Raw genomic sequence first — 21528 nt, 5'->3', positions numbered from 1 at the left:
TCATTGAGGATAAACCTGGGGTTGCAGAGAATGCTATATGTGAACTGTATTTATCGGCATGGTCCATACTTTCAGGCCATCGCGATCCCGTTCCCCTAAGAAAGGACCATTACTGCTATGAGTAACAACGACTATCAACCAGCCAAAGTCTGGAGCGAGAATAAAGGTCTGGGTGGCACCTGGGGCAGCATTAACCGCCCAACCGCGGGTGCACGTTCTGAAGCCAGCCTGCCCGTCGGGAAACACCCGTTGCAGCTCTACTCCATGGGCACACCAAACGGCCAGAAAGTGACCATCCTGCTGGAGGAGTTGCTGGCACTGAACGTGCAGGGCGCGGAATATGACGCGCATCTGATCCGCATTGGTGAAAGTGAGCAGTTCACGTCCGGTTTTGTTGCGGTTAACCCGAATTCAAAAATCCCGGCGCTGCTCGACACCACCACGGTTCCGGGCACTCGCGTGTTTGAGTCTGGTGCAATCCTGCTGTATCTGGCGGAGAAATTCGGGCATTTCCTGCCAAAAGATGCGGCGGGACGTACTGAAGTGCTGAACTGGTTATTCTGGCTACAGGGCGCGGCACCTTATCTTGGTGGCGGCTTCGGGCATTTCTATCACTATGCCCCGGTCAAAATTGAATACGCCATTGACCGGTTCACGATGGAAGCCAAGCGTCAGCTCGACCTGCTGGATAAGCAACTGGCAGAGCATCGCTACATTGCCGGAAACGAATACAGCATTGCCGATATCGCTATCTGGCCGTGGTATGGCGCGCTGGTGCAGGGATTGATGTATGAAGCCGCAGAGTTTATTGATGCCGCCTCATACAAAAATCTGGTGCGCTGGACCGAAGAAGTCGCACAGCGCCCGGCCGTCAAACGCGGCCGCATCGTCAACCGGACATGGGGTGCGCCGGAAGAGCAGTTGCCTGAACGTCACGACGCATCAGATTTCGACAAACTGGGGCGGTAAAACACCTGACCGGGCAACGTAAACGGGCCGATCGAAAACAATGTTCGGCCTCTACACGTCGGGGGCGGGCCTTTTTTTCGGTCCGCCCTTACACTAATTTACCCTGGAGTTCTTTCAGCGATGTGACCTGCCAGGTCGGGTTGATCCCTTCCGGCTGCGCCCGACCATCAGCATTCAGCCAGCAGGTGGCCAGACCCGCATTAATCCCCCCCAGAATATCTGAATCCGGGTTATCCCCGACCATCAACACCCGCTCACGCGCAGGATTGCCCATGCGGGTCAGCGCATAATCAAAGATCGCCGGATGCGGCTTGGCATAGCCCACCTGCTCAGAAATCACCAGCAGATCAAACACGCCCAGGAAGCCGGTACGTTCCAGACGCGCCTGTTGAAGGGCCGTAAAACCGTTGGTGATGATGCCTATTTTCACCCTGCCCTTCAGCGCATTCAGCAGGTCGACGGCACCGACCAGCGGCGTGCAAATCTCAGCCATTGCGCTCAAAAAGCCACTGTTCAGGTCCTGAGCGGTGACATCCAGCTTCGCGGCCCAGCTCTCAAAACGCTGATGCTGTAACTGCAAGGCGCTGATCGCCCCGTTCTGATAATCCACCCACAGCGGCTTATTAATCGCCTGATAATCATCGTAATCGGCACGGCTAAACTGCACGTCGTACTGCTGAAACAGACGCTGCAAACCGGCAAACGCATCGAAGTGGAATAACGTGTCGTCAGCGTCGAATAAAATCCAGTCCCAGTCTTTTAGCATCAGTGAGGTTCCCTGTTAAATAGTTAAAGCCATCATGATCGCGTCTTCTTTACCGTCTATCGTCGGATAATAGTTGCGGCGTATTGAGACTTCATTGAAATCCAACTGCTCATAAAGCGCGATAGCCGCCGTGTTAGACGCGCGCACCTCCAGCCACAGCGTCAGTACGCCGCGCTGTTCCAGCTCGCTAATCAGATGCTGTAACAGCTGGCGTCCGAGGCCACGGCGCTGAAACGCCGGATCAACGGCCAGGTTAAACAGCGTAGCTTCATCCAGCACGACCTGCGTAATGGCAAAGGCGGCCAGCACGCCGTCCACCTCCAGGCGAAAGTTCAGGTAACGTTCGCCCTGATTGCTGGAGAAGGTTTTTTCTGACCAGGGAAAAGCGTGGCTGCGCTGCTCAATGGCAAACGCCTGTTCAAGATCGTTCGGGGTGAGTAAAGAAATCTGATTCATGTTGGCAAATCTGCAGCCAGAGCGCCCGTTTGGCGTCGGCATTGTGATAAAGCTCCGCCAGCAAAGGCGAAGCCAGTTGGGTTCCGGCCAGTGGCACCGGAGCATCGAGCCCTAAACACCAGCTGGCACAGCGGGCGTCATCCGGCAGCATCATAAGTTGGTCAGGGGTAAATATCTGCACCTGCGGCTCATGCAGGTTCAGTGCGCGCAGAACGTCCATCACTAACGGATCGTTCAGCACCGGGGGCGTTTCTGCCACAATCACCAGGCGAATTTCTGCGGGCAAGGTCACCGCAATTTCCCCCTGCAAGGCACGCGGACGCCGCAGCGTATACTGCGTTATGCCCATTTGCTGTAATAACCAGTCACGTCTGGAAGACATCTTTTTTTCCTGTCTGGTCGCCTGATTGCGTCGCCATGCTAGCAAATTCGTCGAAACTGCGCCAACAAACGACTATAATCGCCGCTCTGATTTATAAGGAGCCATCGATGTCCGCATTTACCCCGGCCAGTGAAGTGATACTGCGCCATAGTGATGAGTTTACTGAACGCCGCGTGCTGTTTGCTGGTGACCTGCAGGATGACCTGCCCGCCCAGTTGGAAACGGCACTGAGCCGGGTACATACCCAGCAATACCATCACTGGCAGATCCTCAGCCGTGCCCTTGGGGAAAGCGCCCATTATGGCCTGGTTGCCACCGCTGAGGTGGTCGCCGACTGCAACACTCTGGTCTATTACTGGCCAAAGAACAAACCAGAAGCACAGTTCCAGTTACAGAATCTGCTGTCACTGCTGCCCGTGGGCTGCGATATTTTCGTTATCGGCGAAAACCGCAGCGGCGTTCGCAGTGCGGAGCAGATGCTGGAAGGCTGGGCAACGGTCACTAAGATCGACAGCGCTCGCCGCTGTGGTCTCTATCATGGCCGCCTGGACAAGCAACCGACCTTCGACGTTGACAGTTTCTGGGATGAATACCCGCTCGGCGATCTCACGATTAAAACGTTGCCTGGCGTGTTCAGCCGCGATGCACTGGATATTGGCAGCCAGCTGCTGCTCTCCACCCTTAAACCGCACACCAAAGGTAAAGTGCTGGATATGGGCTGCGGCGCGGGGGTGATTGCTGCCCTGCTGGCCAGTCACTCGCCGAAAGTGCGCCTGACGCTGACCGACGTGAATGCGGCGGCAATTGAAGCCAGTAAAGCCACGCTGGCGGCGAACCAGCTCGAAGGTGAAGTGTTCGCCAGTAATGTCTACTCCGACATTCCGGGCCGCTTTGACATGATCCTCTCCAACCCACCGTTCCATGACGGCGTGCAGACCAGTCTGGATGCTGCACAGACGCTGATCCGGGGGGCCATTACTCACCTTAACACCGGCGGTGAACTTAGGATCGTGGCGAACGCCTTCCTGCCTTACCCACAGGTGCTGGACGAAACCTTTGGCAGCCATGAAGTGCTGTTGCAGAACGGACGCTTCAAGGTTTACCGTGCCGTGAAAGGCCGTCCACCGAAGAAATAATCCTCTGTGACGTGTCGGATGATGGCACCGGGCGAGGCTTGCCTCGCCCCTGGGATTTCAACTCAGAATCCGTAGGGGTCAGGGCCGCATGAGCCGCTTCCGTTGGTTTTCCAGGCGATTGTTTCGACAATAAGAAATAACTGTTGACGTACTTCATAAAATCTCTAGAATGCGCCTCCGTGGTTGCGATATAACGTTGTTATGTTGCGGGTATGCGAAGGTGGCGGAATTGGTAGACGCGCTAGCTTCAGGTGTTAGTGTCCTAACGGACGTGAGGGTTCAAGTCCCTCTCTTCGCACCAAAAACCACGTTGTTCATATTACGCAGCATCTGCGCGAAGGTGGCGGAATTGGTAGACGCGCTAGCTTCAGGTGTTAGTGTCTTAACGGACGTGAGGGTTCAAGTCCCTCTCTTCGCACCAAATGCGGTGATATGAATAGAAAGTTCAACAGGACGCGAAGGTGGCGGAATTGGTAGACGCGCTAGCTTCAGGTGTTAGTGTCTTAACGGACGTGAGGGTTCAAGTCCCTCTCTTCGCACCATGTTGAATCCCTCTGCAGTGACTCCCACGATACCCTTCTGATTTCATTATTCATCCGCCTTATCTTTATCCATACCGTACTTCTGACGCCAAAACGCTCCCTGCTATTTGTTTATCAGCCCGGATGATCTCCGCTGGTCAGATCGTCGTAAAATTCACTGAAATCGCCGCAAGACCGCCAGCCAGTGCGATGCAGGAAGGCAGCAGCATATAGTGGCGCAGACGCTTGTGAAACAGCATCACCACGGTTGCCAGAAATGCCACGACCATCAGCACACGCCACTCACTGAATGACAACTCCATTAACGCCACCAGCGGCATCATGGCGCAAGGAATCAGTACACCCCACCCACTGTCCAGTCTTTTACCGATCATCCCGCTAACCCCACACAATCTCAAATGATAATGATTACCAATAGCATATGATAGTTTTTATCACTTTGCAGCAACATTGTTGAAACTTTGTCCCTGCGGATGACAGCCCCAGGTTTAAGTGGTAAATTGGCAACGATTACCATTCAGAAAAATCTAATAATAACGGCTCTAAACTATTCCAATTACGAGATATCAGTCGAGTCTGCGTGCCAGCACTTTGATATTTCAGGGCAGTCACGAGTAACTATAATGAAATTACAAAGCTACGATGAATTGCTTCACAGCAAGCATCGGCTATCGCTGATGCTATTTCTTTTTTTAAACACAGCTACCGCCATCTTTTGTCTGTTTAATGTTAATAGCATTGCCACATCCATGGTTACTGTACCAACGGCAGCCATCATAATATTGAGCATTACGTTGTTAATATGGATGGTTTTAAAACCTTTAGGTCAATTTCCGCTATTAAATATTGCCGCACTGCTGACAGGATTACTTTGGGCATGGCAAATCGTATTGAAGTATCACCAGAGCTTTTATTTTGATGGCAGCTATCTGCTGATCGCTCTGGTCAGCGTATTCTTTATCAGTGCGATTGCGCTGGGCGATCACCTGTTCGCCTTCTGTCTGCACACCCTCCCGGCGTCTGTGGCGGTACTGGTGCTGGATCACGGCCAGAATACGTTGGTTATCCTCTTTACCATCATCCTGCCGCTGTTTGGCTTTACCCTGCACCATCTGATGCAACGGCGGCGCGATAACTTTACCCGGCGCCTTGTCAGCCAGTTGTATGAAGAGAAAGAGACCTACAGTGACCTGAGCATGTTGGACCCGCTCACCGGGCTGTATAACCGACGCGGACTCAAAAACCGTCTGGAAAATATTCTCGATAATCATGCCGGCAGCCACTTCGTCCTGCTGCTGGATATTGATCATTTCAAAGCTTATAACGACAACTATGGCCATGCGATGGGAGATCAGGCGCTGGCTCGCGTTTCAGTGGCTATCCGTGACGCGGTGCGATCACGCGATATCGTCACACGCTACGGCGGTGAAGAGTTCCTGGTATTATTGACGAATGTTAATGAATCGATTGCGATGAAGCTGGCAGAGCGTATTCGCCAATACGTACTGGATCTGGAAATTCCTCATCGTTTTAATGATCGGGTAGCGACACATGTCACCATTAGCGCCGGGATTGCCCCGTTGATTGAAGATGACTTTGATAATGCCCTGGCCAATGCTGACCGTGCGTTATATCTGGCAAAAAATCAGGGCCGTAATACCATCCTCTCTCATCAGGATATGATAAAAAAACCGCTTAACCAGCCCGCCGATGCACTTTAAAAATGAAATTGGCCTTTTTTAGGGCCAATTCATTTTAAAAACTTAACCTTTTTTTTAATACAAACTCCCGCCAAACAGCCTACCATTAAGGTATTAGCGCGAATTAAGTTTTTTAATGATTAATATCTCAGTTTATTCTTTACCAGTGAATACCTGTTTTTCCGTTTTACAGACCGCTGACAATATGGCAATTTTATCTCCTTAAAAAGCAGGAGATAAGCATGAGTCTGGAGTCTGTACGGCAGTTTTTTGCCGATCGCGCACCCGAAATTGACATCATTGAACTGTCAGAAAGCACTGCCACCGTTGCCCTTGCCGCCGCCGCCCACCGGGTTGAACCGGGGCAGATTGCAAAAACGCTGTCACTCAAAGTGAAAGACCAGGTGGTATTGATCGTGACCCGTGGCGACGCCCGGTTGGATAACCGCAAACTGAAAGAGGCGCTGGGTGCCAAAGCCCGAATGCTGAACACCGATGAAGTGGTAAGCCTCACCGGGCACCCGGTGGGCGGCGTCTGCCCGTTTGGTCTGGAAAATCCGCTGACGGTGTATTGCGATATCTCGCTCAGGGACTATCAGGAAGTCCTGCCCGCCGCAGGTGCCATCCACAGTGCAGTACGCATTTCGCCAGAGTATATGGCACAGCTGACCGATGCCAAATGGGTTGATGTTTGCCAGCCCCCGGCCCTGTAAGCACACAGGGTCAGGCATGCCTGGCCCTACGCGCTGTCGGAGATCTTCACCCCACGCGTTTCGCGACCAAACGCCACAATCAGGCAGATCAGCACCGCCACCGTTCCGGCAACCACCGCCATCGCCATCCCGTAGTTATTCCCGTTGGCCACGGCAATCTTCGATTGCAGTGTGGCATTCACCGACGCCACCAGATTACCCAGTTGATAGACAAACCCCGGCAACACCGCTCGCGCAGTGGCTGGCACCAGTTCGGTTAGCCAGCCCGGTACCACGCCCCACGCGCCCTGCACCATAAACTGCATCAGAAATGCGCCGATACCCACCATCCATGAACCGCTGGAAAACGCCCACAGTGGCAGCACAGGCAGCGCAAGGAAAGCCGCGATCATAATGGCTTTCTTACGGCCAATTTTTTCCGACAGTGAACCAAAGAAAATGCCACCGAGGATCGCCGCAATATTGTAGAAGATGGCAATAATGCTGACCGTGTGGGGATCAAAACCGTGCTGCACTTTCAGGTAAGTCGGATAGAGGTCCTGCGTACCGTGGCTGAAAAAGTTAAAGCAGGCCATCAGCAGCACCAGATAAACGCACAACTTCCAGTGACTTTTCAGTACCGGCAGCAATGCCACCGTATCTTTACGCTCACGGGCAGCCAGCCAAACCGGCGACTCCGGCACCTTAAAATAGATAAACGGCAGCAGCAGAACCGGCACGGCACCAATCAAAAACATGCCGCGCCAGCCTACCAGGCCGTAGCACAATCCAAAGACGATCGATGCCAGCAAATACCCGCAGGGATAGCCCGCCTGAAACACGCCGGACATCAGCCCACGCGAACGGTCAGGAATGGTTTCCATCGCCAGCGAGGAAGCCACGCCCCACACGCCGCCCATCGCCACGCCATAAATGACACGGAATACCAGAAACCATATCAGCGTGGGCGACCAGGCGGAGAGCAGCTCAAAGATAGTGAACGCAATGATATTGAGCATCAGAATCGGACGGCGACCATACTTTTCTGCCAGGCGGCCGAACAGTAGCGCCCCCACAGGCCGCACGGCCAGCGTCAGCATAATCGCCAGTGACACATCGGTAATGCTGACATGAAAATTCGCCGCAATATCGCTGAGGACAAACACCAGAATAAAGAAGTCAAACGCATCCAGCGTCCAACTGCCAAAGCTGGCGAACGCCACGTTGCGCTGAGTCGAAGTCCAGTTAAACATAGGAGAGAGTCCTGTCTTAAAGGCACACAAAGAATGTTAATTATTTGTTTATAGCATGTAAGACAGACGTAGATTACGGCGCTTTTGTCAGGGTTCTCTTCAGACTGTAAAAGGCGATGTCATTATGTTAACAGGCTAATAATTAGCCTGTTAATTAACATTTCACCACTAAATATCGCGGGCTATCATAGCCTGAAGCCCAACCTGCTGGCCGTATGACAGTTCCAGGGTGTTGCCATCCGGGTCCGCAAAAAACGCCCAGTACCCAACAGGAGCGGGAGACGCAACCGGGGCTTTACGCAGTACCCCTTCTTTCTCAGCCATCACGACTTTAGCGTCAATCTCTTCACGCGTGGCGCAGGCCACACCAAGATGGCCGAAGGGGCCAAGCGGCGTGTCTCTTCTGACAGCCGTCTGCACCAGTACCAACGCAAACGGGCGGGAGAGGTCAGAAAGCCAGGCAACCTCTTGTGCTTCTGGTATACCCGGCTGGCGCTGATGCACCACCTGCATACCGGCATAACGCTGATAGAAATCGATACTCTTTTGTAAGTCCTGCACTTCAAACGCTACATGGGTGAATCCCACATCGTGAGCACTCATCGCCCGCTCCTTCTCGTATCATCAGATGGGTTTATCATGGCGTGTGCCGGGCAGAGCAAGTGATCGTCAGTGCGGGACAAAACGAGGAGAGCACGGAAAGCGCTATATTCCCCGCATTCACGGTGCCAGGACTTTGGGGGGTACCAGCGAGTCTGGCATCTTTTGCCAGTTGGCGTCTTCATGCCCATATTTCCCGCCCCAGATGACATCCTTAATGCGCTGGAGGACCCAGTTTCCCTGTGCATCTTTAGTCAGCTCGTACGGCAAACCACGGCACTGACGCAGGCGCAGATCAACCTGTAGGCCAAACTGATAGTCGTGTCCTTTCTGAGGCACAAAGCTCATGCTGCTGCTGCACTGGCTATTGGCCCCCTTATAAACCAGCCCGATATGGGTTTGTCTGCCAGCGATCACCGGGGTTTCGTAATAATCGCGCCAGGACGATTTGTCCTGCTCGCGGGCTACCGGCATCCCGCGATCCTGGGTATTCGTCAGGATAAACTCACTGCTGCGCACCAGGCCACCGGTAGGCAGGCCATTGACCTCCTGCTCAATGGAGGCCAGTTCGGTGCCGCCAACAATCCGCACCGAGGCCGTATGCGGCCCTGCGGCAGGCGGCGTGAAAAATGCATGGTGTGGAAACTGGCTACAGCCACTGGCATACGTCAGCAGTAGGGACAGCGTCATCTGGCGATACATCAACGCTTCTTCTTGTCGTTATCAGACGAGATCAGTGCCAGTAGTTCATTCGCCAGCGCCCTGGCCTCCTGCTGATAGTTTTCACGCCAGCTTGCCAACCCTTCTGCCGGACACCCCTCCTCATCCCACTCCGCCAGCGCCAGACCATTGACGATCTCCAGCTCAAACCACAGGCGTTGCCAGGCGTCGGTATCCGATACCAACGCACTGTCCTGCCACAACAACTCGCTATCAGCGACAAAGCGGGCCCAGCAGAAGAGGTTTTCACTGGCCTGCACACCCGTCATCGTCAACCACCCACCAGAGTCTGACTTACCCTTCAGTGACAAGTCGCACCATCTTCTGCCAGCCGCCATCCTGTGGCAGATATTTATTACCGTAAGTGACGTTAGCAATAGGTTTCAGCACCCACTGACCATCTGCGTTTTTGACCAGCTCATTCGGCCAGGCACGGCACCGATACATTTTCAGATCAACCGCCTGGCTCAACTGATAGTAGTGGCCCTTTTCCGGAACAAAACTGACGATGTTCATGCAGCGGTTCTTACCGCGATTATAGCTGTGATATACCGTGGTTTTTCGGCCCGCATAAATCGGCGTTTCGAAATAATCACTGGTGTAAGTGGCTTCCTTACCGCTGACCTTTGGCATGCCCTGATCCTGCGTATTGCGCAACACCCAGTTGCTTTCACGAATCAGCCCGCCGCGCAGTTTACCGTTCTCCATTTGATACAGGGCATTACTCTCGGTGCTGCCCATAATGCGCAGCCCGGCAACCTCAGCCCCCGCAGGTGGGGGGGTGAAGAATTCCTGCTGTGGCAGCAGGCTACAGCCGCTGAGCAGCAGCACCGCCAGCGGTAATATCCGTTGATAATGCATCGACTTACTCCACAGTATCAGGTCCAGACTTCCTGCCCGTCAGCGGTGATCCACACCAGCCCGGCGGGCGCTTTTGCCAGAAACCAGAAGCCAGTATCATCAAGATCGTCTAACTCATCGTCAGAGTCGGGCTGCGGCCAGGCCTCATTCAGACACTTAAGCTGTTCCTCAACCGTGCCCGTCAGCCAGGTACCGTCGCACGCCAGCCGGACCTGACCGCTCTTCATCAGTTGCTGCAACAGATCAAAGAAAAGCTCTTTTCTCAGGGCGCTGTTATCCGCAATGCTGCGGCACTCAACCTCAAGATGTTGCCAGAGGGCGCCGAGTGACAATCCACGGGCGCTGGCGATCACGGACGAGTAAATACTTTCTTTGTTCACTGGAATTTCATCTCCACTTTTTTCCCTTTATTGATCGACGGCGTAATCACATCAATGGTCCATTTCGCCCCGGTCTGTCCGGTGGAATTGGAGAAATCTCTCAGGGTCATGGTACTGCCTGCATTAGCTCCACTGGTCACCTTAACGGAGTACAGCGTGCCTTTACCAGGGATGGCTTTCGCCGCAGGCAACACTTCAGCGCCGGAAATCTGCTGGAAGTAAGTTTTCACCTCAGCCTCAGAGGCGCCTTTAAATACTGGCGCACCGATACTGGTCGTTGGATCAGCCATTAACGTTTTCCCGTTCATCGACAGTGTGAAGTCTTTCGGTGGCAGTGAGGCGTCATTATACATTGCTGCCAGATCATTGATCTTATTTTGCGCCTGCTGCTGGAACACCATTCCGGTAGTTTTGGTACTGAGATCGGTCGCTGTCTTATTGTTGTCGGCAATACGCTTCAGCGCCGCCGCCTCTTCCATGATATTCGCGTTGGTGGAGGTTTTTGTCGATACGGCAGGTGTTTTCATGCTACCCGGCATATAAACGCTGGCCAGCGATACCGTAATAGCATGCAGCTGCATCACCGTATCGTAGCGCTCAGCAATCTCATCCCAGCTTTTCCCCGAATCCCTGGCGATGGCGGTAATCGCCCTGTCACGCGTGACGCTGCCGGCATCGACTCCCGACATAATTGCACTGGCATTAGCAGCGTCCTGTGGGTACAGCTCGCCATACAGCATACGTACGCTGACACTTTCTCCGTAGGTGTCCAGCGCCTGCTGTGCCTTACTCACCAGCGCAGTACACGCCGGCCCACCCTTATTTCCGTTGGTACAAACGTCTTTGATCGCCTGATCGCGGGCTTTATCTACCGTACGGGTGGCGTTTAGTTCATTAGACTCAGCAGCCGTCAACGTCCCCAGCCGCTCTTTACGCTCCAGTACGGCTTTGCGCTCTGCTTCTCCGGCACTGAGGTAATTATGCTCTATCGCATTATTGCCGTTCGCGTAGCCTTCTGCGGCTCCTTCGCTGTCGCCACTACCGATGGCACCGGCGATGCTGGACGCAATCAGTGCCAGGTTTTTAATCGTGCCCTTCTGCTGATCGTTAAGATCGCTGGTAGCGACTTCAGGATACAGCGCGTTATGAATAGTGCGGATCGCCAGTTCACCGCCCCCTGCGCCCAACGCACCAGCAGCCACATTCTGTCCACTCATTTCCGCCACCACACCGCCGAGGATCGCATGCGCAAAGGCATTGGTAGCGATCTCATCTGCCGTCGGATTTTTCGGATCGGAAAGCGTCAGATCTTTAATCACCCCGGCCATATAAGGTGCAGAGGCTTGGGCCAGCGCTTTACTGGCATCGCCTCCCGCCAGCGCAGTAATCGCCGTCACCGCTGCGTCTGCGGCCATCTTGATTTTGCCGTCACCCTGGTAGTCGGCCATCATCTCTTTGTAGGTGTCGGTGCCACGCACCCGATTCCAGTAAGCCTCGCGATCTTTTATTGTGGCATCCGCACCCGGTGCTTCACCCGCGTCTTTAATACCGGCTTCCAGCGCCCAGTATTCGCGCTCGGCGATCGCCGCACTGACGGTCTGGCTGGCAACCTGACCAATCAACTGCACTTTCTGCAGGCGCTTCTGCTCTTTTGCCTTATCAAAAATCGGACTGAGTGTCTGATTCGCATGTTCTACGTCGCGGCTCAGGGTACTGACATCCTGCTGCTGCGCATCGCCGTTGCGCACAATCAGCGTCCCATCCGACACCGCCGAGTATGTGGTGCTCTCGCCGCTGCCGCTGGAGCGCGATGCCGACATCGACTTCGGCGCCAGATTATCGCCCAGTTGCTCCGTCACCGTGCGTTTCACCGGCTGCTGATCGGCCGGGAGCGAGTCATCTTTTTTATCTTTGGTGGTGAACTCCGTGGTCAGACCGAGGCTGACGCCCGAGGTGGCATAATCGGCCTGATTTTGAATATCGCTGAAACCGAGCGTACCGGTATCCAGGCGGTTCTTCGCCGCCTCTGCGGTGCTGCCAATCACCGCACCATTAAGCTGGGTGTGGTTACCGACCGTGACATCGTAGCCGCCGTCCCCGGCGAACAGGCCACTTTGTTCCTGCACGCTATCGTAGTTACTGTTGATCTTGTCATTGCTGATCGACAGGCTGCCGCTGGCGGTCATCGAGCCAAAGGTGAAGCTCAGGCCACCGCTGATATTCTGATCTTTTGACTTGTAGTTATTGCTGTCCTGTTCGCTGGTGATCGTCAGATCGCGCCCGACATCAGCCACAATCCGATCGGCACTGATCTGTGCCCCGGTCAGCGTGGTATCGCGCCCACTGAGCAAGGTCACCTTGTTACCGGCATCCAGGGTAGTTTCGTTATGCGTCAGACCATCGCCATTTTCGCTACCTTTCCCTTTATTACCATTGGCAAAAATACTGATGCCCCAGCCGCCAGAGCCGACCCCGATACTGGCACCAACGGCACCGCCGCCGCTGCTTTTACTGCTGCTGGAAATCTGGGTATTTTCCGCCGACAGCAGGCTGATATCGCGCGAGGCTGACAGCAGCATCTCATCACCGGCCTGAAGCTGGCTGCCCTGCACGACGATATCGCCATCCTGGGTTGAACCATCACTGCCGTTAGCAAAGATATTCAGATTCTGGGCGGCCTGAATCGCACTGCCCGCCGAGGTCATCTGGTCACTCTGGCTTTCACTCTGTGCCTTTTGCATGCCCAGCGACAGGCTGATACCGACGAAACTGGTATTGGTAGGATCCTGCACAGCACCGCGTACCGCCTGCGCCGCCTGATACCCATCCAGACCCGCTTTCACCTGTTGCAGGCGCGCCACACGGTCATCCTGTTTGTCGGTTTCCATCTCGGAAATGGTTTTCGCAGTACTCAGCGCAGAGCCAACCGCGCCGGAGAGCGCCAGGGTCAGACCGCTGGAGCGTGACTCGGTGGTGCTGTGTTTACTGGCACGATTTTCTGCTGAGCTGATTTCAACGTTTTTACCGACCAGATTGATATCGTTACCGGCGATCACCTCCGATCCTTTGATTTTCAGATCGTTACCGGCAATCAGCGTGGTATCACCGCTCACCGATCCCAGCTGGCTGCCCTTCGCCGTCTGCCCTGTGGTTTCATCGGTCGATTTATTAAAGGTTGAACCGACGGTAAAGCCAATGCCACCGCTGCTCATCAGGCCGGACTTGGTTTTCTGCGTCATCGCCCAGCCGTCGCGGCTCTCCTCAGCGGTATCAACGGTCAGGTTATTACCCGCTTTGGCGGTCAGCGAATTGTCTGCCGCAACGTTGCTACCGCTAATACCGAGGTCGTGCCCGGCCGACAGCGTAATATCCTGCCCACCCAGATTGCTGCCTGCCACATTTTGCTGATTAAACCCGGCACGCGTCGTGGTGGTATTGCTGGAGAGGAAGCCCGACCCTTTCACTTTGGAGGCCATATCCAGCGACGACTGCTCACTGGCCGTGCCAATAGTGATGTCATTGCCCGCGGCGAGGCTCAGGCCGCTACCGGCATTCAGCGTGGCCGCTGCCGCTGCAATATTGTTTGCCGCCTGCACGACCACATCACCGGCACCCGTAATTTCGCTGCCCACCGCCGTGGTGTTGCTCTGGCTCAGGTGGTTGTCTTTATTCCATACCACATTGTCGCTGGCACCGGAGTTGACCGTTGTCAGATTCACATCACGCCCGGCAACCACGGTGGTCTGGCTGTTTTCGCCCGTATTCACCACCTTCGCCCCTTGCAGATTGACGTCACGCACCGCCTGTAAGGCCAGTTTGCCATCATCCTGCTGCACATACATGCCCGCCACGCGCGACACCGTATCGCGACTAAAGGTGTTGCTGCCGTTGGTGCTTTCCGTATGGGTGGTTTGCGACACGAGGTTGAGATCGCGTCCCGCGCTGGCCACCAGCGAAGTCTGCGCCTGGATGATGCCGCCATTGTTGGTCAGATCGTTGTTCGCCAGCAGTTGCACGTTGCCGCCGCTGATGATCCCGCCCACGTTGGTAATGGTATCGCCGCTGATGCTCAGCAGCTGGGTGGCATTTACGCGGCCCGAGTTCAGCATATTGCCGCTGACACCCACCGCGATATTACGCCCGGACAGCAGCGCGCCGCTGCCATCGATATCGCCCTGTTTCACCTGGGCATAAACCTGCGGCACCAGCACACTCTGACGGCTGCCATCAGCCAGTGTGACATCACGCGCCACCAGCCACACCATATCGCTCGAGATGTTCGCCATCTGGCTGGCGGTCAGCGCCACGCCCGGCACCAGATTAAAGGCTTGCCCGAAAGCGACCCCGGCTTCCATCAGCGCCTTGTACTGATCCTCATCGCTCTGATAGCCCGCCAGATAACGCTCGCCGGTCAACTCCACCAGCTGTTCGCGCACCAGGCGCTGCTCGTAGAAGCCATCCCCCAGGCGTTTCTGGGTGATATCAGGATCGGACCGCAGCTGCGACAGCATATAGTCAGAGCTGAGCCAGTTTTTCTGGTTGGTGTAGCGGGGATCGGTTTCGATCAGGTAATTGCTGGAGGACGATGGCAGTGGGTTAAACAAGCTTTTCTCTGGCAGCGTGGTGTCCGGCACCTGTGAGCGGATCACCGTGGCATCGGTGCTGCCCGCGATCTCAATGCGCTGACCGCCAGGCAGTGAAGCCAAGTCCTCACTGTTCAGTAAACCGAGGCTGAAACCGCTGAGCGCAGGCGAACTGCTGTCCACCTTCGTGTTGCCTTTCGCCACGCTCGGTGACAGGGCAATCGACTGGATCTCATCCGGTGGTGTATAAGCGGAGGCATCATGTTTCTGCTTGTCGTGACCTTTCTTGTGGATACGATCCCACTCGATCACCTGCCCCACTTTCTGCACCAGCAGCGTTCCGGCCAGTTCCACGTTGTTCAGGTTGGCATTGCTGACCAGCAGATCGCCCCCGGCAATAATGCGGCTCTTATCGTTAAGGGTATTGTCAGCGTTGATCGCCAGACTGCCGCCCGCAAGGATCTGCGCCGGATCGCTTTCCGTGATCTGTTCCTGCCAGGTGCTCTGGGTGTAAGCATACTGGTAGTAATGATCCTGATTACACACCACGCCGCTAATGCAGATGTGCTGCACTTCGTCATGATAGAAGCTGATGTCATAATCGCTGGTGCCGTAATGCACACCATTATTCAGACCGACCACCATATATTCTTCTTTTTGCTCGTCCGAGAGGTGCACCATCTCGGTAGCAAAGTGGTCGTTAATATTGTTCAGGGTGGCGGTATTGATCAGCATGTTGCCGATAGATTCGATCGTCGCGCTGTGGTTGTTGATCGTCGTCGCCCGGCCGCTGGCGGCATTGTTCTCATCCAGCTGACCACCAATCGACATATCCCCATCGCTGTAAATCAGGCTGTGGGCGCTGTTATTCAGCGTTCCGACACCGAGATCCAGGCGCTGGCGTGCAGCAATGGTCGCCGCACTCTCACCTTCCGCCACGTTATTCAACTCACCGGCCTGGATCGCCAGATGATCGCCATAAATACGTCCGCTGCCGATATTGTTCAGCGTTCCGGCACGCAGCACGGTTTCCACACCGTCAATAATGCCACGGTTGGTCAGGCTGCTACCGACATCCACGTGGGTGATCTGACCACTGATATCGCCACTCTGCTGGTTGTTCAGGCTGGCGGCCGTCACCGCTAACTGCTTGCCGGCATTGAGTTGCCCGGCGTTATCCAGCGCGCCCTGCACGTTAAGGTCAAGATTGCCGTTCGCCAGCGTACTGCCCACGTTACTGAAGTCACCGTTGACCGCCAGCTGCATGTCTCCGAGTGAGAGCAACTGCCCGTTACCGCTCACCGACTGAACGCCGGCGTTGAGGTTTTTCCCGGCAATCACCTTGCCGCCCTCATTATTCAGCGCACCTGCCGTAAGCGTGACGCCCTCCGTCGCCGCAATGCCGCCATTCTGGTTGTTGAGTGCCTGGCCAGCGCTGTCCAGCGTCAACTGCTGGCCAACCATCGTTCCGCCAACGTTGTTAATCCCGGCGCTGCGCACCTGCACCTTGCCCGCCGACTCCAGACGCCCACCGTTATTATCAAGCTGCGCACTGGTCAGGGAGAGATCGCCGCTCAGTGCAGAGATCATCCCGCGATCGTTATTCAGTGCGCCGCCCGAGGTCAGGGTGACGTCCGATCCCGCGCTGCGACTGTCGCTCAGGTCGATCTCTGCAGCCTGCACCGTGAGTTTTCCGGCGGCCAGATTCTGCCCGTTACTCGCCAGTTTCCCGGTGCTGGTCAGCGTCAGATTGCCGCTATTTCCCACGCCGCCATCCGCATTAATCCCCGCGCCGAACACCGAATTTTTACTGCTGTTCAGCTCACCGGCGCTGGCGCGGGTATCGCGTCCGGCGGCGATCAGCCCGTCATTATTCAGCTGTCCGCTGACGCTGGCATGCATATCACGTCCGGCATACAGCGTACCCCCGCTGTTGCTTAACTGACTGCTGGTCAGGGTCAGATCGCCGCTGTGCGCAGAGACCGTTCCACGATCGTTATTCAGCGTGCCCTGAGTGGTCAATGCCACCTCCGCTGCGCTGGTCTGGCTGTCGCTGAGGTCAATATCGGCCGCCTGCACGGTGAGTTTTCCGGCCGCCAGGTTCTGCCCGTGGCTGGCCAGCTTGCCGGTGCTGGTGAGATCCAGATCGCCGCTTTCTCCCAGGCGGCCATCGGTTTTCACCCCGCCGCCAAAGACGGCATTTTTGCTACTGTTGATTTCACCTGCACGGGCGCTGGTGTGACGCGCCGCGACCACCATGCCATCGTTGTTCAACTGACCGCTGACGCTGGCACGCGTATCGCGTCCGGCATACAGCGTACCGCTGTTGCTCAGCGCACGGCCGCTCACCTGAATATCTTCACTGGCGTTGATCGTACCGCTGTTTTCGATATGCCCGTCGGCGCTGAGGGTGACGCTACCGGCCTGCGCGCCCAGCGTTCCGGCGTTACGCACGCCAACACCGCTTTCTGTGCCAATCAGCTGGATTTTCCCGGCGTACATGCCGCCAAGGTTGGCCACATCCAGCGCCAGCGCTGGCTTCACATCGTTATCACTGTCCGTATTTTTGCTGACGCTGGCACCGTCGGCGCTGACGCGGTTTTTACCGGTCGTCACTTTCAGATCGCTGGCCCAGATACCACTGTTCACTTTCACCGTGTGCGCAATCAGATCGGTATAGTCCTGGCGGCTGCTGTCCATCCCCGCCCCCTGCACCACAATCTCCCCGCCATTAACCTGATAACCGGTCAACTGGCCGTTCTGCATAATCGCTTTACCCGTGGTCAGCGTGGAACGGTTCGCATTGATAAAACCGCAGCCGTCACAGGTGATCCCGGCAGGGTTAGCGATCACCACCTGCGCCCTTTTACCTGCGACTTCGATATAACCATTCAGCTTGCTGGGGTCGCGCGAGTTCACCTCGTTGAGGATCACTTTCGCTTCTCCGCGTGCCAGATAAGGGTTCGCCGCCACCCAGCCGCCCTGCTGCGTCTGCGTATTGCGGTGGGAGTTATTTAGGATCACGCCCTTTTTATCAACGTCGAACTGGCTATAGGTATTACGCGATACGCCACCCGCGCTCGGTGCCTGAATATTCACCTGCGGCGTGCCGTTGGCTGTTTTCCCAATCATCGGCTGCTGGCCGGAAGGCGCGCTGCGATCGGCGACAATCCCTGCGGCCTGCGCCTGTGGCATCAGCGCTACCATGCCCAGCGCCCCCAGGGTGAAGAATGCCAGCGGGGAGAGCTGGCCAATCAGCTGGCTGAGCGTATGCCCTTCGCCGCTCACCGCCGGACCTTTACCATGACCACGGCCATTTTCGGCCACCACCATCAACAGGCCACGCGCCTTGTTGAAAATTACGCGATACAGATTCTTATTCACCTGGGTTCATCCCTTCCAGTTAATGGCTTGCCAGCGGGGTGTCGCGCTGCCAGCGTGCGAAATCCTGATGCGTTACCGCATCACCACGGAAATTCATAACGCGCAGACCGCGCTCCTCACCTTTGTGATACAGCGAACGTACGCAGTGATGCGGAAATAACGTGCCGCCGACCAGGCGACGCAGTGCCTGCTGATCGCCAAACGGCGCAATCCAGTCGCGGATCCACAGACGGTCACCGCTGTTCCAGTCCCGCTCCTGAACGTGAATGCCGGGCTGCGTGAGATAACGCTGCTCGGCTTCATCATCCAGCCAGGCCCAGCTAAGGAAAAACACTGGCTTATCGTCACGCATCGCCAGCGCAAACTGCTGATGCTTGATCGCAGGCAGCAGCAGCGTGGGGAGCGCACTGAGGGGAATGTCGCGGTGCTGTGCCGAATGCATCCATAACCAGACGCTGGCACCCAGCACTTCAGATTCGCTGAACCCGCTGCTCAACAGCGGGGAAATCACCTGAAAACCATTAACGGGGATCGTCATATCAGTATTCCCAGCTCAGATTGAAACCGAGGGAGACCGGGCTGGTGCTGAAACCGTCCGGTTTGGAAAACGGCACGCCCGCAAACAGGTCGTAGCCGGTATTCAATACGTTGCCGCGCAGGCCGATGACCCCGCCTGCCAGATGGTGACCGACCTGATAATCGATGCCGCCTTTCACTTCGCCATAGTCCGCGCCGAGGTAGAGTTCCTGATTCGGCAACGGGGTTTGCCAGGCGATGTCATTACGTACAAACCAGCCTTCGTCACCGTTCAGAGTGTATTCACCATCGAAGCCGCGTACCGTCCAGCGGTTACCAATGGACATCTGATCCTGCGGTGTCAGCGGAGAATGGGTCATCTGGCGCTGGAACTGCCCGTTATAACGGAAGGATTGCCCCCACAGTTGGAACGGTGCATTCAGCTGCACGGAAAGCTGAATAATCTTCGCCAGCCCGGTGCCTTCGCCATAGCTCTCTTCCGGTGCTGGTTCCGCGCCAAACCAGCGCGTCCCGCGCTGATAGCTCACGCCGGTATCCAGCGTGGCCTGGCCGATATAGTGACGATGCTGCAAACCGAGACGCCAGGCGGCGGTCTGACGACGCTGCTGCTCAATCTCGGTATCTTCGATGTAGTTGCGCGACTGGCGCGTCATCACTTCATAGCTGAACGAGGTTTTCTGGCTGCCGCTGCGGTGCAGTACGCGCCCGAGCTGGAGGTTCATGCTTTTGCTCTTACCCTTGTATTGGTAGTCAAAACCACTGCCCAGACCCGACTGGTGGTAGTCGTAGTCGCTGAAGGTGACGCCCGTCGTCCAGTAACCAAACGGCACTGAGTAGTGGATCAGGGTATTTTTGCTGCCTTTGTCGCCGCCCTGCTCTAAATCCTTACCTGCGGATACGTAGAACATATCGCTGAGTGACAGAGGATTATCGAGGTAGAGCGTCAGGCCGCCCTGATAGCGCCCGGTACTTTTGCTACCGGAGTCATCCAGCGTGGCACCGAGTCGCCAGTGGCGCGACTGCTTCCAGCTGACGTTGATATCACTTTCGCCCGGCTGCTCACCGGGAACAATCTGCATATCGGCCTGCACGGTGGGCAGGCGCTGTAAGTTTTCCAGCCCCTGTTCAATATCACGCAGATCCAGCAAATTCCCGGCATGGGCCGGCATGGCGCTCCAGAGCTGAACGTAACGATCGCTGTCTGGCGTCAGGCGGACATTGCGCACCTTGCCCGGTACCAGCAACAGCTTCAGGGTGCCGCTATTAATATCCTGGGGCGGGGCCAGCACGCGGGCGGTGACGTAGCCGTGATCCACCAGACGGTTCTGCAAGGCACTCATTAGCAGGTTAATACCCTTACCGCCAAGGCACTGTCCCTGCGCCTGATCGGCCAGCTTTTGCAACGGCATCCAATGCGGGAATGCCTCTCGCCCCTGTAACTCGATATGTTGCAGGGCAAAGCACGGCTCTTCAGCAGGAAACTGAATACGGCTGAAAAAGCTGCCCGGCGCCTGTAAACGGACGTCCGGGGCAGGAGGTGCCAGCTGACGTTCAGTGGCGCGCTGACGTTCCTGCTGGTTAATTAATTGCTGATCGCCGATCGTGGCAGCAGCCACATTCGTGACATGAAAGAGACTGATAATAACGGCCAAACTACTGAGACGAGCAGGGGTTATCCCGTCTTTTCCAGACGCAATCCGTAGCATAGTAATGCCCTGAGCAAGGTTTATTATTTATACGATGTTGATGCCAGGTACTTTAACGATTTCTTATCCAGGATTGTTCCTAAACTTACACAACGCTTACAATTGAATGATGATTATAACAACGACAACATAAGGAAAATCCTAATATCAGGCACAAAAATTAATGTAAAAAATGTTATTTATCATAAATATAATCTATACATTAGAAAAAATACAAAAATACACATAAGTCAAATCACCCTCAGGGAATTAACTGGAAACAAGTAGAAATAGTTAAGATTATTCCTCAGTTATATAGCGCCGACTGGCCCTTAAATTGTCGATATTAAAAACGGAAACAGAGATTACCTTTCCCCTGTTCTACTAAATTCAAGTACACTCCTTGCGGTATTCCTGCTGAAAGAAAAGACGTGTCACTGATCTCATTTTCTGCCCCCCGCAATCGCCTCGCCGCCTGGCTTGGTCTGCTGGCAATACTGCTGCTGTTTATTGCTCCGGTGATTTCAAAATCACTGGCGCAGACGCGCGGCAGTAACAGCATGATGATGATGCATCATGGGATGCCGATGGACATGTCTGAGATGCCGGACATGCATCATGATATGGACGCCACCTCCACTAGCGCGACGAAACAGGAACATCATCCGATGTCGATGATGGATGACAGCGCCTGCGGTTATTGCGTGCTGCTGGTGCATCTGCCGCTCGACCTGATGACACTGCCGCTGCGGTGGTCGACATTACAGGCCGCCACCCAGCCGGATGTTCCTCTTTTTCAACCCGTGGTGGCGCGTTTTGTTCCCCGCTTCTTCCATCCCCGCGCCCCGCCTCTCTTCCTCACCGCACGCTTCAAATAACAAT

General features: G+C 55.3%; 18 protein-coding genes and 3 tRNA genes. 8 read left to right on the top strand and 13 right to left on the bottom strand.

What is annotated here, in order from left to right; genetic code table 11:
• Positions 1-117 precede the first annotated feature (117 nt).
• Positions 118-969, top strand: coding sequence for a glutathione-dependent disulfide-bond oxidoreductase (gene yghU / locus WH277_RS24950; protein ID WP_133842408.1), 852 nt, complete (start codon positions 118-120; stop codon positions 967-969).
• Between the two features lie 88 nt (positions 970-1057).
• On the opposite strand, the gene yjjG is transcribed toward yghU, so the two are convergent.
• From yjjG to WH277_RS24935, 3 genes are read right to left on the bottom strand one after another with little or no spacing between them, the layout of a single operon-like run.
• Positions 1058-1735 (bottom strand): pyrimidine 5'-nucleotidase, encoded by a 678-nt coding sequence (gene yjjG, locus WH277_RS24945; protein ID WP_159336853.1) that lies wholly within the window; start codon positions 1733-1735, stop codon positions 1058-1060.
• 15 nt (positions 1736-1750) lie between these two features.
• Entirely contained in the window at positions 1751-2191 is a 441-nt protein-coding gene (rimI, locus tag WH277_RS24940) for a ribosomal protein S18-alanine N-acetyltransferase (RefSeq protein WP_133842410.1), read from the bottom strand.
• Complete coding sequence (locus WH277_RS24935) at positions 2154-2573, bottom strand: DNA polymerase III subunit psi (RefSeq protein WP_133842411.1); 420 nt, start codon at positions 2571-2573, stop codon at positions 2154-2156. The genes rimI and WH277_RS24935 overlap by 38 nt, the downstream gene beginning before the upstream one ends.
• Positions 2574-2680: 107 nt before the next feature.
• Here WH277_RS24935 and rsmC point away from each other — a divergent pair, with 107 nt between their 5' ends.
• From rsmC to WH277_RS24915, 4 genes are all read left to right on the top strand, one after another.
• A complete protein-coding gene (gene rsmC, locus WH277_RS24930; RefSeq protein WP_133842412.1) occupies positions 2681-3709 on the top strand; it encodes a 16S rRNA (guanine(1207)-N(2))-methyltransferase RsmC in 1029 nt (342 codons plus the stop codon).
• Positions 3710-3923: 214 nt separating this feature from the next.
• A tRNA-Leu gene (locus WH277_RS24925) sits at positions 3924-4010 on the top strand.
• Positions 4011-4043: 33 nt separating this feature from the next.
• Positions 4044-4130: transfer RNA gene (locus WH277_RS24920), tRNA-Leu, on the top strand.
• A gap of 34 nt (positions 4131-4164) precedes the next feature.
• Positions 4165-4251 (top strand) — tRNA-Leu (locus tag WH277_RS24915).
• 137 nt (positions 4252-4388) lie between these two features.
• On the opposite strand, the gene WH277_RS24910 is transcribed toward WH277_RS24915, so the two are convergent.
• Entirely contained in the window at positions 4389-4625 is a 237-nt protein-coding gene (locus WH277_RS24910) for a DUF1435 domain-containing protein (RefSeq protein WP_133842413.1), read from the bottom strand.
• Between the two features lie 249 nt (positions 4626-4874).
• Here WH277_RS24910 and WH277_RS24905 point away from each other — a divergent pair, with 249 nt between their 5' ends.
• Together WH277_RS24905 and WH277_RS24900 are read left to right on the top strand one after the other, a co-directional pair.
• The gene (locus WH277_RS24905; protein ID WP_133842414.1) at positions 4875-5972 is read left to right on the top strand and encodes a GGDEF domain-containing protein; all 1098 of its coding nucleotides are present in this window, start codon (positions 4875-4877) and stop codon (positions 5970-5972) included.
• A gap of 221 nt (positions 5973-6193) precedes the next feature.
• Complete coding sequence (locus WH277_RS24900) at positions 6194-6664, top strand: YbaK/EbsC family protein (RefSeq protein ID WP_133842415.1); 471 nt, start codon at positions 6194-6196, stop codon at positions 6662-6664.
• Positions 6665-6690: 26 nt separating this feature from the next.
• On the opposite strand, the gene WH277_RS24895 is transcribed toward WH277_RS24900, so the two are convergent.
• The 9 genes from WH277_RS24895 to WH277_RS24855 form a co-directional block, all read right to left on the bottom strand.
• Positions 6691-7896, bottom strand: a complete 1206-nt coding sequence (locus WH277_RS24895; protein WP_339507297.1) for an MFS transporter — start codon at positions 7894-7896, stop codon at positions 6691-6693.
• Positions 7897-8064: 168 nt separating this feature from the next.
• A complete protein-coding gene (locus WH277_RS24890) occupies positions 8065-8499 on the bottom strand; it encodes a VOC family protein (RefSeq protein WP_133842417.1) in 435 nt (144 codons plus the stop codon).
• A gap of 117 nt (positions 8500-8616) precedes the next feature.
• On the bottom strand, positions 8617-9198 hold the full coding sequence (locus tag WH277_RS24885) for a hypothetical protein (protein ID WP_133842418.1): 582 nt from the start codon (positions 9196-9198) through the stop codon (positions 8617-8619).
• Positions 9198-9491 carry a hypothetical protein gene (locus tag WH277_RS24880; protein WP_197931252.1) on the bottom strand — a complete coding sequence of 98 codons (294 nt, stop codon included), beginning with the start codon at positions 9489-9491 and terminating at the stop codon, positions 9198-9200. Before WH277_RS24880 ends, WH277_RS24885 begins: the two co-directional genes overlap by 1 nt.
• A 19-nt stretch (positions 9492-9510) precedes the next feature.
• Positions 9511-10077: a hypothetical protein gene (locus tag WH277_RS24875; protein WP_133842420.1), complete on the bottom strand. Its 567-nt coding sequence runs from the start codon at positions 10075-10077 to the stop codon at positions 9511-9513.
• Positions 10078-10094: 17 nt separating this feature from the next.
• Positions 10095-10457: a DUF596 domain-containing protein gene (locus WH277_RS24870; RefSeq protein ID WP_133842421.1), complete on the bottom strand. Its 363-nt coding sequence runs from the start codon at positions 10455-10457 to the stop codon at positions 10095-10097.
• Positions 10454-18424, bottom strand: a complete 7971-nt coding sequence (locus tag WH277_RS24865) for a hemagglutinin repeat-containing protein (RefSeq protein ID WP_339507296.1) — start codon at positions 18422-18424, stop codon at positions 10454-10456. The genes WH277_RS24870 and WH277_RS24865 overlap by 4 nt, the downstream gene beginning before the upstream one ends.
• Positions 18425-18443: 19 nt before the next feature.
• Complete coding sequence (locus WH277_RS24860) at positions 18444-18962, bottom strand: toxin-activating lysine-acyltransferase (protein ID WP_133842423.1); 519 nt, start codon at positions 18960-18962, stop codon at positions 18444-18446.
• Between the two features lies 1 nt (position 18963).
• Positions 18964-20667 carry a ShlB/FhaC/HecB family hemolysin secretion/activation protein gene (locus WH277_RS24855; protein WP_159336850.1) on the bottom strand — a complete coding sequence of 568 codons (1704 nt, stop codon included), beginning with the start codon at positions 20665-20667 and terminating at the stop codon, positions 18964-18966.
• Between the two features lie 410 nt (positions 20668-21077).
• Here WH277_RS24855 and WH277_RS24850 point away from each other — a divergent pair, with 410 nt between their 5' ends.
• A complete protein-coding gene (locus WH277_RS24850) occupies positions 21078-21524 on the top strand; it encodes a DUF2946 domain-containing protein (RefSeq protein ID WP_339507295.1) in 447 nt (148 codons plus the stop codon).
• Positions 21525-21528 lie beyond the last annotated feature (4 nt).

Origin of the sequence: Erwinia sp. MYb416 (assembly GCF_037479575.1) — a bacterium.
Classification (GTDB): Bacteria; Pseudomonadota; Gammaproteobacteria; order Enterobacterales; family Enterobacteriaceae; genus Erwinia; species Erwinia rhapontici.
The sequence above is the reverse complement of the archived record's forward strand: the minus strand, read 5'-3'. Positions and strand labels throughout refer to the sequence as shown.

Excerpts from the sequence above, each read along its gene's own strand:
- yghU (WP_133842408.1), top strand. The coding sequence starts at position 118 with ATGAGTAACAACGACTATCAACCAGCCAAAGTCTGGAGCGAGAATAAA.
- yjjG (WP_159336853.1), bottom strand. The coding sequence starts at position 1,735 with ATGCTAAAAGACTGGGACTGGATTTTATTCGACGCTGACGACACGTTA.
- rimI (WP_133842410.1), bottom strand. The coding sequence starts at position 2,191 with ATGAATCAGATTTCTTTACTCACCCCGAACGATCTTGAACAGGCGTTT.
- WH277_RS24935 (WP_133842411.1), bottom strand. The coding sequence starts at position 2,573 with ATGTCTTCCAGACGTGACTGGTTATTACAGCAAATGGGCATAACGCAG.
- rsmC (WP_133842412.1), top strand. The coding sequence starts at position 2,681 with ATGTCCGCATTTACCCCGGCCAGTGAAGTGATACTGCGCCATAGTGAT.
- WH277_RS24910 (WP_133842413.1), bottom strand. The coding sequence starts at position 4,625 with ATGATCGGTAAAAGACTGGACAGTGGGTGGGGTGTACTGATTCCTTGC.
- WH277_RS24905 (WP_133842414.1), top strand. The coding sequence starts at position 4,875 with ATGAAATTACAAAGCTACGATGAATTGCTTCACAGCAAGCATCGGCTA.
- WH277_RS24900 (WP_133842415.1), top strand. The coding sequence starts at position 6,194 with ATGAGTCTGGAGTCTGTACGGCAGTTTTTTGCCGATCGCGCACCCGAA.
- WH277_RS24895 (WP_339507297.1), bottom strand. The coding sequence starts at position 7,896 with ATGTTTAACTGGACTTCGACTCAGCGCAACGTGGCGTTCGCCAGCTTT.
- WH277_RS24890 (WP_133842417.1), bottom strand. The coding sequence starts at position 8,499 with ATGAGTGCTCACGATGTGGGATTCACCCATGTAGCGTTTGAAGTGCAG.
- WH277_RS24885 (WP_133842418.1), bottom strand. The coding sequence starts at position 9,198 with ATGTATCGCCAGATGACGCTGTCCCTACTGCTGACGTATGCCAGTGGC.
- WH277_RS24875 (WP_133842420.1), bottom strand. The coding sequence starts at position 10,077 with ATGCATTATCAACGGATATTACCGCTGGCGGTGCTGCTGCTCAGCGGC.
- WH277_RS24860 (WP_133842423.1), bottom strand. The coding sequence starts at position 18,962 with ATGACGATCCCCGTTAATGGTTTTCAGGTGATTTCCCCGCTGTTGAGC.
- WH277_RS24855 (WP_159336850.1), bottom strand. The coding sequence starts at position 20,667 with ATGCTACGGATTGCGTCTGGAAAAGACGGGATAACCCCTGCTCGTCTC.